Origin of the sequence: Cryobacterium aureum, assembly GCF_002954245.1 — a bacterium.
Classification (GTDB): Bacteria; Actinomycetota; Actinomycetes; order Actinomycetales; family Microbacteriaceae; genus Cryobacterium; species Cryobacterium aureum.
On sequence record NZ_PPTG01000028.1, the window covers coordinates 49425 to 62985 of the forward strand.

Annotated in this window: 13 protein-coding genes; 7 read left to right on the forward strand and 6 right to left on the reverse strand. The window is 66.1% G+C overall.

The annotated features are described in order from the left end of the window. Positions 1–114: 114 nt before the first annotated feature. Entirely contained in the window at positions 115–777 is a 663-nt protein-coding gene (locus CJ028_RS10840) for an alpha/beta hydrolase (protein WP_105035268.1), read from the reverse strand. Between the two features lie 106 nt (positions 778–883). Between CJ028_RS10840 and CJ028_RS10845 the strand changes: the two genes are divergently transcribed. After that, positions 884–1468, forward strand: a complete 585-nt coding sequence (locus CJ028_RS10845; protein ID WP_105035269.1) for an NUDIX hydrolase family protein — start codon at positions 884–886, stop codon at positions 1466–1468. Between the two features lie 50 nt (positions 1469–1518). Here CJ028_RS10845 and CJ028_RS10850 read toward each other — a convergent pair whose 3' ends face one another. From CJ028_RS10850 to CJ028_RS10870, 5 genes are all read right to left on the reverse strand, one after another. Next, positions 1519–2514 carry a nucleoside hydrolase gene (locus CJ028_RS10850; RefSeq protein WP_105035270.1) on the reverse strand — a complete coding sequence of 332 codons (996 nt, stop codon included), beginning with the start codon at positions 2512–2514 and terminating at the stop codon, positions 1519–1521. 100 nt (positions 2515–2614) lie between these two features. After that, a complete protein-coding gene (locus tag CJ028_RS10855) occupies positions 2615–3106 on the reverse strand; it encodes a GNAT family N-acetyltransferase (RefSeq protein WP_105035271.1) in 492 nt (163 codons plus the stop codon). Between the two features lie 96 nt (positions 3107–3202). After that, on the reverse strand, positions 3203–4774 hold the full coding sequence (locus CJ028_RS10860; protein WP_240607198.1) for a DEAD/DEAH box helicase: 1572 nt from the start codon (positions 4772–4774) through the stop codon (positions 3203–3205). A 256-nt stretch (positions 4775–5030) separates the two neighbouring features. Then, positions 5031–5669: a DUF1684 domain-containing protein gene (locus tag CJ028_RS10865; RefSeq protein WP_105035317.1), complete on the reverse strand. Its 639-nt coding sequence runs from the start codon at positions 5667–5669 to the stop codon at positions 5031–5033. A 98-nt stretch (positions 5670–5767) separates the two neighbouring features. Continuing rightward, positions 5768–6769, reverse strand: a complete 1002-nt coding sequence (locus tag CJ028_RS10870; protein WP_240607199.1) for a 2-hydroxyacid dehydrogenase — start codon at positions 6767–6769, stop codon at positions 5768–5770. 349 nt (positions 6770–7118) lie between these two features. On the opposite strand from CJ028_RS10870, the gene CJ028_RS10875 reads away from it, so the two are divergent. Genes CJ028_RS10875 through CJ028_RS10900 form a run of 6 tightly spaced genes read left to right on the forward strand, consistent with a single transcriptional unit; the run spans position 7119 to position 13555 of the window. Then, positions 7119–8690 carry an ABC transporter substrate-binding protein gene (locus CJ028_RS10875; RefSeq protein ID WP_105035273.1) on the forward strand — a complete coding sequence of 524 codons (1572 nt, stop codon included), beginning with the start codon at positions 7119–7121 and terminating at the stop codon, positions 8688–8690. A gap of 38 nt (positions 8691–8728) precedes the next feature. Then, positions 8729–9730, forward strand: coding sequence for an ABC transporter permease (locus CJ028_RS10880; protein ID WP_105035274.1), 1002 nt, complete (start codon positions 8729–8731; stop codon positions 9728–9730). Further along, positions 9711–10721: an ABC transporter permease gene (locus tag CJ028_RS10885; protein ID WP_105035275.1), complete on the forward strand. Its 1011-nt coding sequence runs from the start codon at positions 9711–9713 to the stop codon at positions 10719–10721. Before CJ028_RS10880 ends, CJ028_RS10885 begins: the two co-directional genes overlap by 20 nt. Further along, positions 10721–11764, forward strand: coding sequence for an ABC transporter ATP-binding protein (locus CJ028_RS10890; protein ID WP_105035276.1), 1044 nt, complete (start codon positions 10721–10723; stop codon positions 11762–11764). Before CJ028_RS10885 ends, CJ028_RS10890 begins: the two co-directional genes overlap by 1 nt. Further along, complete coding sequence (locus tag CJ028_RS10895) at positions 11757–12842, forward strand: ABC transporter ATP-binding protein (protein WP_105035277.1); 1086 nt, start codon at positions 11757–11759, stop codon at positions 12840–12842. The genes CJ028_RS10890 and CJ028_RS10895 overlap by 8 nt, the downstream gene beginning before the upstream one ends. A gap of 5 nt (positions 12843–12847) precedes the next feature. Beyond that, entirely contained in the window at positions 12848–13555 is a 708-nt protein-coding gene (locus CJ028_RS10900; RefSeq protein WP_105035278.1) for a sulfite exporter TauE/SafE family protein, read from the forward strand. Positions 13556–13561: the final 6 nt, after the last annotated feature.

A 13561-nucleotide genomic window follows, 5' to 3' on the forward strand; every position in this document is an offset into this window, starting at 1 on the left:
CTGCGTGGGAGGCGCTACTCGCGCGCACTGGCGCAGCTCCCGCGCGACGGCACGCCGAGATCACCCGAAGGGGCAGTGGATGCTACGCTGCGGCATCCGCTTGGCTGACGTTGACTAGGCGGTCGGTTCGGCCCTGACTTCGATGTACTGGGCGCGCAGAAAGTTGACCACGTCGCCGAGTTCGGCCTGCGAGATCGAGTGGGGAAGTCCCTCGTAGATGCGCTCGGTGAGTGTGCTGTGGCCCGGCAGCCAGGCCTGGGTGCGTTCGATCGCGCTAGGCGGGATCACGCCGTCGGCGGTACCACGCCCCCAAAATACCGGAAGCGGCTGTTCGGCCAGCTCGGCGTCGCTGAAATGCGGGCTGGTCGCGATGAATCCGGAGAGGTTCACCGCGAAACTGAACCGGTCGGGCGCAGCGCGGAGCAGCTCGAGCGCCATGGCGCCGCCCTGCGAGAAGCCGAGCAGGCCGATCGTCGGCGGCTGCTGCGGCAGGGCGTCGAGCCAGTCGAGCACGGCGTTGACCGCGGCAGTGACGGTGGCCGGGTCGGGTCTGCCCGGTTCACTGATCGGAAACCAGGCCCAGCCGTCGGTGACCGGCAGCGGCGCGCGCAGGGCCGCAATCACCGGTTCCAGCGGCAGGTGCGGGGCCAGGGAGAACAGGTCCCCTTCGTGCGAGCCGTAGCCGTGCATGATGATCAACAACGGGCGGTCGGCCTGATCGGCGCCCGTCGCCGACCAGAGTACGGCCGAGTTGTCGATGGGTGTGCTGGTGGTCATGGGGTCCTCCCGAGGTTGCGGCGCCGCGTTCTTCCATATTGTCATTGCCGTGCCCGTATCGCTGCCGAGGTGCGCGGCCGGGGCCGGTGTAGGACAGAATGGCACTATGAGCGTGCGAACCCCTGACCCAGACCCGGACTGGACGCCAAAGCCCCCGGAAGGAGCCCCGAACACGAATCCGGGCTGGCTGAAAGACGTCGAACTCGCCGAGATTCGCCGCCGACTCCCGATTTTGTACATCGAAGCAGTGCCCGTGCGGGTAGATGGCCTCGGCCAGGTCGTCGAGGTCGGAGTTTTGTTACGCGCTCGCCCCACCGGTGAGATGACGCGCACCCTGGTCTCGGGCCGCGTACTCTATGGCGAAACCCTGCGCGACGCGCTGTTCCGCCACCTCGAGAAAGACCTCGGGCCGATGGCTTTTCCGCAGCTGCCGGCCAGCCCGGTACCGTTCACGGTCGCCGAATACTTTCCGATGCCGGGCATCACCGCCTACACGGATGACCGCCAGCACGCGGTCTCACTGGCCTACGTCGTTCCCGTCTCCGGAACCTGCGACCCCCGCCAGGACGCTCTCGAAATCACCTGGATGACGCCGGCCGAGGCCGCATCGCCGGGTGTCTCGGCCGAGATGGAAGGCGGCCGCGGAACCCTGTTGCGCGCAGCCCTCGCCTCCGTGGGGCAACTGTACTGACCCGGTGAGCGGATGCCGCGCCGGCGGGCCGCAGCATCCGCTTGACGCGGCTATTGCTTCGGCGACAGCGCCGAACCGAGGCCGAGCGTGTCGAGGAATAGATTCACGTAGCGGTCGACGTCGACGTCGAGGGCCACCTCGGCGACCTCCCACTCGCCGACCAGGCCGTGCACGATGTCCTCGCCCGGATGCGTGCGCTTGTCGACCAGCGTCTGACCCCGGCCGTAGCCGGAGAGCTGCACGCGCAACGGCAGCATCGCCGTCTCCAATGCGCCAGGGTCCACCAGGGCGCACAGGGCGCCGGCGTCGCCGATCAGGCCGGTGTAGTCGGCGTTGCGACCCGAACCGAGCGCAATCCTGTTGCCGAGTAGCTGACCGACAATGTGGGCGAGGTCGGAGTCGCTGTGCATGAGTGCACTGGCCACCTGCTCCGGAACCGCCACTTGGTTGAACACGTCAAGGCCGTACATGAAGGTGGGCACGCCGGAGTCGAGCACGATGGCCGCAGCTTCCGGGTCGTGCCAGACATTGAATTCGGCGACGGCGGTAGCATTGCCGACCACGGTGGATCCGCCCATGAAAACGATGCGCTCGATGTTATTCACGACGTCGGGGTATTGGCGAAGCAACAACGCGAGGTTGGTTTGCGGCGCCAGCCCCACCAGGGTGACCGGGTGCGGGCTGGCTTGGATCAGCCTGTGCATGAGCTCGATCGAATTGATCGTCTCCGCCTGGCGGTCGGTCGAAGGAAGCTGCAGCGTGCCGAGGCCGCTTTCGCCGTGCACGTGCGCGGCCGATCGGGCCGGTTCGAGCAGGGGGCGCCGGGCTCCGGCGGCGACCGGAATGTACGGGGCATCCGCTACGTCGAGAATACGCAGGGTGTTTTCGACGACGCGCTCAAGGGAGGCGTTGCCGGCCACGCAGCTGATGCCGAGCACGTTGATACCCGGGTGTGCGAGCGCAAACAGAATGGCCAAGGCGTCGTCGACCCCGGTATCAACATCGAGGATGACGGGGATCGCCTCAGGGGCCGCGGAATGAGTCATCCGCTCACCCTATTGCTTCGAATATGCCCAAAAACCCCGTTAGGGGCTTTTGGGCTGCAATCAGGCACTGTTCGGCCAACTTTGCACGTGTGAGCGGGCCCTAGCGAACCAGTCGTACCTCGTGCAGCTTCTCGCCGAGCACCTCCTCATTGCGCTCGAGGCCGTCCGCGACGTAGCCGTTGCGGGCGTAGAAGGCGTGCGCTCGGGGGTTGTCGGCGGCGACCCACAGCGACGAGACACCGGGGTCGACCACGGAATCGAACAGCTGCTGGCCGACACCCGAGCCGTGGTTCGCCTCCAGCAGGTACATGAAAAATAACTCGTGCGGGGTGGGCTGGTCAGCGTCGCGCGTCGGTCCGCTGCCGGCGAAGCCCACGATCTCGCCATCGACGAGCACTACGTTCTGGCGGTACTCCGCGCCCTGAGTTGTGAAGCGGCGCCAGAGGGCCGCGAGGCGCTGGGGCCGTAGCTGGGACAGGGCGGCCTGGCTGAGCAGGTGATCGTAGGTTTCATGCCAACAGGCGGCGTGTACGCGGCCCAGGCTTTCGGCATCCGCTTCTTCAACGCGTCGAACGACAACTGTGGTGTTCATGATTCGACACTAACCGTGTTTGCGGGTGGTCCCGAACACACCAACGGGCCGGCCTCGTGAGAGACCGGCCCGAATCATAAAGCGGATGCTGTGCGCTTAGCCCTGCGAACGGCGCGGAGCCGAACGGCCGGCGCCGCCAGAGCTCGGTCCGCGAACGAGCCCGCCGACCTGGAGGCTGCCGACACGGGCGCCGCCGGAACGGCCGGCGGCCGAACCGGAGCGCGGTGCGCTGGAGGACGCACCGGCCGGACGACCGCTACGCTCACGACGCGCGCCACCGGCCGAAGCTGAGTCGCGGCTCGCGCCACGGCCACCGTCATTACGGTCGGTGCGAGCGCCGTCACGGCTTCCGCCGGAGCGGCTGGCGCTACCCTCTGAACGGCCGCCGCGGCCCCCGTCGCCGTCACGGCTCGGGCGACCGGTGCCCTGTGAACGGCCACCCTGCGACTGGCGCTGCTGCTGCGGCGCCTCGACGCGGGGTGCCGGCTTGACGTAAGCGGCCACGTCGCCGACGAGGGCGTCCACGGCGGGCGAGGCCGCATCGACGCGCTGCGGGGTCACCTTGATGGCGGCCTTGCGCAGCAATGCATCGGTGTCCCGCTTCTGCTCTGGCAGTACGACGGTGACGACGTCACCGGCGCTGCCGGCCCGGGCGGTGCGGCCAGAGCGGTGCAGATACGCCTTGTGCTCGGCCGGCGGGTCGACGTGAATGACGAGTTCGATGTCGTCGACGTGCACGCCGCGGGCGGCGACATCCGTAGCGACGAGAACCTTGACGGTGCCGGCGCTGAAGGCGGCGAGGTTGCGGTCACGGGCCACCTGGGAGAGGTTTCCATGCAGGTCGACGGAGGGAATGCCGGCGTCGGTGAGGCTCTTGGCGAGCTTCTTGGCCTGGTGCTTGGTGCGCATGAAGAGGATGCGACGGCCGGAGCCGCTCGCGAGCTTCTGTACGAGTTCCTTCTTCGCGTCGACGCCGGAGACCTCGAACACGTGGTGGGTCATGGCCGAGACAAAGCTGTTGGCCTCGTCGACCGAGTGCATCACCGGGTCGTGCAGAAAGCGCTTGACGATCTTGTCAACGCCGTTGTCGAGCGTGGCGGAGAACAGCATGCGCTGGCCGTTGCCTGGCGTCTTGTCGAGGATGCGGGTGACGACGGGCAGAAAGCCCAGGTCGGCCATGTGGTCGGCCTCGTCGAGCACGGTGATCTCGATCGTGTCGAGGTTCACGAAGCCCTGCTTCATGAGGTCCTCGAGGCGGCCGGGGCAGGCCACGACGATGTCGACGCCGGCCTTGAGCGCGGCGACCTGACGGCCCTGCGAGACACCGCCGAAGATGGTGGTGGTGTTGAGGCCGTAGGCCTCGGCGAGCGGGGTGATGGCGTTGGTGATCTGCGTGGCGAGCTCGCGGGTCGGCGCGAGGATCAGGCCGAGCGGGCGGCCAGGGCGACGCTTGCCGCCGGCGAGGTCGCCGCCGAGGCGGGACACCATCGGTATAGAGAAGGCCAGGGTCTTGCCCGAGCCGGTCTTGCCGCGGCCGAGCACGTCGCGGCCGTTCAGGGTGTCCGGAAGGGTGTCGACCTGGATGGGGAACGCGGTGTCGATTCCCTGACCGGAGAGAACCTTGACCAGGGGAGCCGGCACGCCGAGCGTATTGAAAGTTGTAGACAAAGTGGTGCCTTTCGGGGCATCAGTCTCCTCGCCCGTTCGACTTACCGCGCAGCGATGAGCAAACCAGGAGGATTCACATGGCGAAGGTGCCGAGGGGCACATCCGTTCGCCGTAAGAATGTTTCATTCGAAAAATCAGGTCAGCCCTGGTGGACCGCCGGATAAAGAAGAGGGCGTTCTACGACGCAGCAAGCGCAACTACGCACTCGCAAGTACCCCCAGTCTAGCGGATGCTGTCAAATCGCACTCGCTGGCCGCTAGGAGTGGTCGCCGTGGTAGAGCTCGCCGACGGGCACCTCGACGTTGATGATGTTGCCGCTCTGCGGCAGCGGGCAGGCCCACATCGGGTCGTACGCGCAGGAGGGGTTGTAGGCGAAGTTGAAGTCGAGGATGAGGCTGTCGTCGCCCAGGCCCGGGCCGAGGTCCGCGCCCTTGATGGTGTCGAGCAGGTAGCGTCCCCCGCCATAGGTGCCGTCGTTCTTGCCGGCCAGGGCGTCTTTCAGCGGCAGGAACAGTCCGCCGCCGTAGCTGGCGAGCCGCCACACGTCGAGCGACCCGAGGTACGGCAGCCGCACAGTTCCCACGAGGTCGAAGAGTACCGTGCCGTCGGTCCCGGTTTCCACGTTCAGGCGATAGGGCTGCTCGGCCCGGTGTACCGCGGCCTCAAACCGCCAGTCGGGGTCGTAGGCGGCGATCGGCAGCCCGGTGAACGCCGAGCGGTCGTCGGGCAGCAACGGCGACGACGGATGCCCGGCGAACAGTTCGTCCCGCCCGGAACGCCACAGCTCGTGCCCGCTCTGCGGACTACTCGCGCTCAACTGGCGCACTCCCGCATACAGTCCGATCACGCGACGACGCCAGTCGGCGATCTGCAAGGCTCCGAGCGAAGAACTCATGATCGCTACGCTACCGCCGGCGGCGATGGTGTGCACCGAGTTGGTCGTCGCCGGTCAGATCCGCACTGGCGCAGGTGCACGCTGCCGTGACGTACGGTCTATCGAGCGACGGGCGTGCACAGCGTTCCATCGGTGAGGAATTGATCCAGGTTGGCGAGGGTCAGCTCGGCCATCGCCTGTCGGGTCTCGACGGTCCCACTGGCGAGGTGCGGCAGAAGTACGACGTTGTCGAGCTCAAGGAGCGACTCAGGAACATTGGGCTCGTCCGCGAAGACATCGAGGCCGGCCCCACCAAGCGCGCCGCTAACCAGCGCGGCAACGAGTGCGGTTTCATCGATGACTGTGCCGCGCGCAATGTTCACGAGGTAACCCTGCGGTCCCAGCGCCGCGAGAACTTCGGCTGAGATGAGCTTGACCGAGTCGGCACCGCCGGCCGCCGCGACGATCAGGGCGTCCGAGCCCGCGGCGAGCTCGGTGAGCGAGCCCACGTACCTGTAGTCAACCCCGACCACAGGCTTTCGGTTGTGGTAGGAAATGACACAGTTGAAACCTTCGAGCCGCTGGGCGATAGCCGTACCAATGCGGCCAAGGCCAACGATGCCTACCCGCTTGCCGGATAGTTTGCTGGCGAGCGGAAAATTCCCTGCCTTCCACGCGCCGCGGCGCACGAACCGATCGGCCTCGCTAGTGCGTCGAAAGACGTCCAGGAGCAGCGCCAGGGCGGTGTCGGCGACACAGTCGTTGAGGACGTCGGGGGTATTGCTGATCAGGATGCCGCGGGCCTGGGCCTGGGCGACATCCGTTGTGTCATAGCCGACACCGAAGTTCACGACCGCCCGCAGGTTCGGAAGCCCCGCCATGAGCGCACTGTCGACACCGATTTTTCCCGAGGTCACGGCAATGGTGAATTTGGAGCCGTGGTCGGAGAGAAATGCTTGCCGATCCGAGCCGTCCGGCACCCGCACCGCGTTGTGATCGGCCACAATTGCGTTCTGCACCATGGGCATGAGCGGCCCCACCTGCAGCACTCCGCCGCGAAGGTCGGCGAGGTCGGTCGGTGCCGGAGTATTCGCGGCTTGATGCTCTGCGTTTATGGTCACATTCTGCAGGCTAGGTTGCGCGACCGATACCCGTCCAACACGTAATTCGTATAGATCGATACCCGCCCTGCATGAAACTGGCGCAGGGCGGTCAGTTCCGCGGAATTCCGCGGAACTTCCGGACCTTGCCCGGGCAACATGATGGCGCAAGACCGCCATCCGCCGGTCCCGGACGTTCGCCGCAACGAATTCGTGTCTTGACGATCCACGCGACGCCGCACAAGCTAAGTCCTGTCTACCAGCACAGACCTCATCTTCATCTGTAGACGAGCGCTCAGCACAAGCGCGTGGGCCGGTACCGCACCATGAGGTTGCGGCAAGCTCTGTGCCATATCAACCGGAGGAACCAATGTTGTTTTCTTTTACCCGTAACTCGAGGACACCCCGTGCTGTCGTCACGGGCGCCGCGGTCGCCGCGAGTGCCGTCCTGCTGCTCAGCTCCTGCTCCGTCGCCAACTCCGAATCCACGGACGAAGGCGGGGCTGCCGATACCATTCGCATCGTCCTCACCCAGGAGCCGCCGACCCTGGAGGCCTGCGAGTCCAACCTCACCTCGACCGGAGTCGTCATGCGCTCTAACGTGACCGAACCCCTCGTGGAACGCAACCCCACCACCGGCGACCTCGACCCGCTTCTGGCAACCTCCTGGGAACAGACCAGCGATACCGAGTGGACCTTCACCCTGCGCGACGACGTGACCTTCTCCGACGGCACCCCCTTCAACGCCGAAGCCGCAGCCTTCACCATCGACCGGGCCGTCAACTCCGACCTGGCCTGCAACGTCGAGGGATACGTCTTCGGCGACGACGACCTCGTCGTCAACGCGGTCGACGACACGACCCTCACCGTCACCACCGTCTCACCCGACCCCATCCTCCCGCTGCGACTGTCGTTCATCGAGATCGTCCCCACTTCAACGGATGCCACGGCCAAGGTTCGCGAACCGATCGGTACCGGCCCGTACGCCATCGCCTCATGGGATGCCGGCACCAAGCTCACCCTCGAGCGCAACGACACCTATTGGGGTGACGCCCCCGCCTACGCGAGCGCCGAGTACCAGTGGCGTTCAGAGGGAACCGTTCGCGCGGCCATGATCACGAGCGGCGAGGCCGACCTCGCCATGGGCCTCGGCCCGGACGACGGCGCCGGCGACCTCGGTCTCGACTACCCGAACAACGAGACCGTCGCCCTGCGCATGACGGCCGAGATTGCCCCGCTCAACGACGTCCGTGTTCGTGAGGCTGTCAACTACGCCATCGACAAGTCGGGCATCATCGACTCGCTCTACCAGGGCGCGCACATCGCTGCCGCACAGCTCGTTCCCGAGGGCATCGTCGGCCACAACGCCGACCTCGAGGCGTGGGACTTCGACGTGGAGAAGGCCGCGGCGCTCGTCGCCGAGGCCAAGGCCGACGGCGTACCCGTTGACGAGACGATCACCATCGTCGCCCGCAACGCCCAATTCCCGAAGGTGTCGGAGATGGCCCAGGTGCTGCAGGAGCAGCTCACGCAGGCCGGCCTCACCGTCGAACTCAAGATGGTCGACACCACGCAGCACCTGCAGTACCAGTTGCGTCCGTTCGTCGAGAACGAGGGTGCCATTGCCCTGCTGATCCAGCACGGCAACCAAGCCGGAGACGCCCAGTTCAGCGCCGACCAGTACATGACGACGACCGGTGCGCAGAGCGTGTATGGCACAGCCGAATTCGATGCCCTACTCGAAGCAGCGTCGACCAAGACGGGTGCGGAACGACAGGCCGCATACGAGGACATCTTCGAGTACCAGAACGATGAAATCGTGCAATTCGCCTTCATCTCGCACCAGACCGGAATCATCGGCAAAGCGGCTAATGTCGACTACACGCCGAACTCCTCCTCCGGTGACGAACTCCGCATCGCGGAGATCACGCCCGCGAGCTGACGCATCCGCTGACCGGCAGAAATAGGTAGAAGTCACTCATGCTGACATTCCTCAGGCGCAGAATCCTCTCTAGCGCACTCCCCTTGCTCGTCGTGATCCTGGGCGTCTTCGCCCTGGCCCGGCTGACCGGAAACCCGGCGAGCCTGTACCTACCGCTAAACGCCACCGAGCAGATGCGGGCGGACTTCACGGAGAAGAACGGGCTTGACAACCCGATCTGGGTGCAGATGGCCGAATATTTCGGTGGGGTGCTCCGGCTGGATTTCGGTGAGTCGCTTCGCACGGGAGAGTCCGCAGCCGCCATGGCGCTGCGGGCCTTCCCGGCCACCCTGCAGCTGGCTGGCACGACGATGCTCCTCGCCGTCGTGCTGGCCGTCATCGTCGGCAGTTGGGCCGCCCTCAAGCCCAACGGAATTGCCGACCGTATCTCAAGCTTCATCTCGATGGCCGCCGCGAGTGTTCCCGATTTCTGGCTCGCCATCATGGGTATCTGGGTCTTTGCGATCACTCTCGGCTGGCTGCCCACCTCGGGCGTCGGCGGGCTCGACGCCTGGGTGCTGCCCATTCTCACGTTGCTGCTGCGCCCATTCGGGGTGCTGGTGCAGATCGTGCGCGGCGCCATGGTGTCCTCGCTCTCGGAACCGTACATCAAGCTGGCTCGCAGCAAGGGAGCGAGTGAGTTTCGGGTCGTCACCCGCCATGCCCTGCGCAACGCAGCGGCCCCCGCACTGACCGTCGCCGGCGACCTGGCCGTCGGCCTCGTCAACGGAGCGGTCGTGGTCGAGTCGATCTTCGGCTGGCCCGGCATCGGCAAGCTCATGATCGACTCCATCCTGCAGCGCGACTTCGCGGTGCTCCAGGCGGCCGTTCTGCTCACCGCCATCTCGATCTTCATCCTGAATATTCTGATCGACCTCGGCTACGCCGGGCTCGATGCTCGAGTGCGTCCCACCGGCAAACCGAGGAAGGCGTCCAAAACGGGCAAGGCCACTGCTGCCCCGGCGAAGGAACGGAAACTTCATGTCCAAACCACCCCGTAACGTCACGCAGCTGCCCACGGGCGGCCGCGCCGTCGCCCCTCCCGGCACCGAAGCGATCGCCCTCCCCCGGCCAGACGTCGCCGACAAGAGGATCCGCCTCTTCCACCTCCTGCTCAAAGACCGCTTCGCCTCGGTCGCCGCGCTGATCCTCGTTGTCGTTGGGCTGACCGCCCTCTTCGGGCCGACCCTGATGGGCGACCTCGCAACGCGCCAGGACCTGAGTGCCACGAACCGACCACCCTTCAGCTTTGCGGACGGCTGGGCGTTCATCCTCGGCAGCGATTCACTCGGCCGCAGCATGGTGGCGCGCCTCGTGGTTGCCACTCAAACCACGCTCTCGGTCGCTCTCCCCGCCGTCGGTATCTCTCTCGTCATCGGCTCGCTGTGGGGCGTCTGGGCCGGCTACCACCGCGGCATCCGCGAGACCATCTCGATGCGCATCGCCGATGTCGTCATGAGCTTCCCGTCACTGTTGCTCGCCGTCGTCATCCTTTACGTGTTCTCGCCGAGCGCCGCCAACATCGTGCTGATCCTCGCGGTGACCCGCATCCCGATCTACCTGCGCACCGCCAGGGCCGAATCGGCCGAGCTGCAGAGCCGCACCTTCGTCGACGCCGCCCGAACCTTCGGCACCAAGCCGAACGCGATTATCCGTCGCCACGTGATTCCGGTGGTCCTGCCCACGCTGCTCACCTTGGCCACGCTGGAATTCTGCTACGTGATGCTCGCCGAAAGCTCGCTGAGCTTTCTCGGCATCGGAATCCAGCCGCCGGACGTCAGTTGGGGCCTCATGGTCGCACAGGGCCGTCAATACCTGCAGACGGCCTGGTGGCTATCGTTCTTCCCCGGACTGGCCATCGTGGTGACGACGGTCGCGGCCAACGTGCTCGCCGCCTGGCTGCGCATCGCGACCGACCCGGCCCAGCGCTGGCGGCTCACGCTGCCCCGCAAGCGGATGATTATGCGTATTCCCGCAAAGGAGATTCAGTGATGAGCACCCACACCCAGAGCGTGTCCACGGCGCGCGAGGACCTCACCGAAAATGAGGTCGTGCTCAGGGTTACCGGCCTCGACGTAGATATCCGCACCCCCAAGGGCGTGCTGCGGGCCGTCAACAACGTGAGTTTCGAAGCGCGCGCCGGGCGCACCCTCGCCCTGCTGGGCGAGTCCGGCTGCGGCAAATCGATGACGGCCAAGGCCGTCGCCGGACTGCTCGACCCGGTCGCCGACGTCACCGGCGGCACGGTCGTACTGAATGGCACCGACCTTGCGGCGCTCAGCCCGAAGCAGCGGCTGAAATACGCCGGCCCGGAACTCGGCATCGTCTTTCAGGATGCCCTGACCGCCCTCAACCCGGTCTATACCGTTGGTACGCAGCTCAGCGAGGCATTCCGCATCCACCAGAAACTTTCGGCGAAGGCAGCCAAGGTCAAGGCGATCGAACTCATGCGCCACGTCGGTATTCCCGAACCCGAGTCGCGGGTGGATTCGTTTCCGCACCAGTTCTCTGGCGGCATGCGCCAACGCATCCTGATCGCTATGGCCGTCGCCCTGAACCCCCGGCTCCTGATCGCTGACGAGCCCACGACCGCACTCGACGTAACCGTGCAGGCGCAGATCATGAAGCTGTTGCGCGACCTTCGCACCGAGAGCCACCTGGCCGTCGTGCTGATCACCCACGACCTGGCCCTGGTTGCCGAAGAGGCCGACACCGTGGCCGTCATGTACGCGGGCAATGTCGTGGAGACCGGCCCCGTTCGGGAGGTCTTTGGTTCGCCGAAACACCCATACACGCGCGGACTGCTCGATTCTGTGCCGGCCGATGTTGGTCGCGGTGCCGACCTTAATTCCATTGCCGGGTCGCCGCCCGAGCTGCACCGTATCCCCGAAGGATGCGTCTACCAATCCCGCTGCCCAGTCGTGCAAGATGTGTGCCGCGCCATCCGCCCGGCTCTTGAAGCCGAGGGTGCCGGTCGCACCGTAGCCTGCCACTTCGCACTGACAACCGCGAGCAAGGAGCTGGACCATGTCTGACGCCATTTCAACACCTTCCGCTGTCGCGCCGACCGTGCCACTGCTCGACGTGCGCGGCTTGACCAAAAACTTTCACGTTCCGGGGCGCGGCAACAACGTGCTGTGCGCGCTCGACAGAATCGACCTGCACGTGGGCCGTGGTGAAACACTCGGACTCGTCGGAGAATCGGGTTGCGGAAAGTCGACCCTCGCCCGCACCCTGCTGATGCTCGAGCAGCCCGATGAGGGCACCATCCGGTTCGAGGGAACAGACCCCTTTGGCCTCAAGGGCAAGCAGCTGCTGGCCTGGCGCCGCCGGGTGCAGATGGTCTTCCAGGACCCGTTCGCGTCCCTCAACGCACGCATGACCGCCGGGGAGATCATCTCGGAACCGTGGGCCACCCACACCGATCTGTACCCGACCAAGAAGGCCCGCGCCGCCCGCCTGAACGAACTCATGGAGATCGTGGGACTCCGCGCGAGCGACGCCGGCAAGTCCCCCCAGGAATTCTCCGGCGGCCAGCGCCAACGCATCGGCATCGCCCGCGCTCTGGCCCTCAATCCGGATGTCATCGTGCTCGACGAGCCCGTGTCCGCGCTCGATCTCTCGGTTCAGGCGCAGGTGCTCAACCTGCTCAACGACCTGCAGAAGCGCCTCGGCGTTGCGTACATCTTTATTTCCCACGACCTCTCGGTGGTGCGGCACGTCGCCGACCGGGTCGCCGTCATGTATCTCGGCCGAATCGTGGAGACGGGCACGACCGAGCAGGTCTTTGACCGACCGAGACACCCGTACACCGCCGCACTCATGTCGGCGTCGCCGCACCTCGACGTGACCGGTGCCACGCCGCGGAATCGCATTGTGCTCGAGGGTGAAATGCCGTCGCCGCTTGACCCGCCGTCTGGCTGCCGGTTTCGCACGCGGTGCTGGAAGGCGGAGGATGTCTGCGCCACGACTGCACCGTCTGGCTCGAGCTCCGCAGCCGAGCCCCTGCACGCGGCCGAATGCCATTTTCCGATGACGACGGAAGACCTGAAATCGGCTGGCAGCCCGATCAAGCCCAAGAACGCGGTGAACCTGCTCGCACCGCTGCAGTGAGCGGAATGGAGATCGCGATCATTGCGATCGTGATTGTGGCAGCATCCGCTTTGCAAGCGTCGATCGGTTTTGGCATGGGTATGCTCGCCGCGCCCGTGATCGGTCTCATCGACCCCGCTCTGCTGCCCGGCACGGTGATCATCCTCGCGGTACTCCTCACCGGGATTGTCGCCGTGAAGGAGCGCTCCCACCTCGATCTGAAGGGCGCAGGCTGGGCCCTCGTCGGCCGCATCCCCGGCAGCCTTCTTGGAGCCTGGCTGGTCTTTGTGCTCCCCGCGAGCGGGCTCGCCTGGGCCGTGGCGGTGGTCGTGCTCGGGGGTGTGGTGATGGCCGTGTCCGGCTGGGCGCCGATGCCTGGACGGGGGTCCCTCATCACTGCGGGGGCGGCTTCTGGTGTGATGGGCACCGCGACGTCGATCGGCGGCGCACCCATGGCTCTGATCTGGCAGCGTTCGCGCGGGCCGCAGCTGCGCGGCACGATGAGCGCGTTCTTTCTCGTCGGCTCGTCGATCTCCCTCATCGCGCTGGCCGCGCTCGGCACGGTGACCGGAGCGACCGTCCAGCTTGCCGTGTGGATGATCCCCGCGGTGCTGCTGGGCTACCTGCTGTCCCGGTTTGTGAACCGGTATCTCAATCACGGTCGGTTGCGACTGACCGCGCTGGCGGCATCCGCTCTCGGCGCGGTACTGCTGATCGCGGCGCAGCTGCTATAGCCTCGA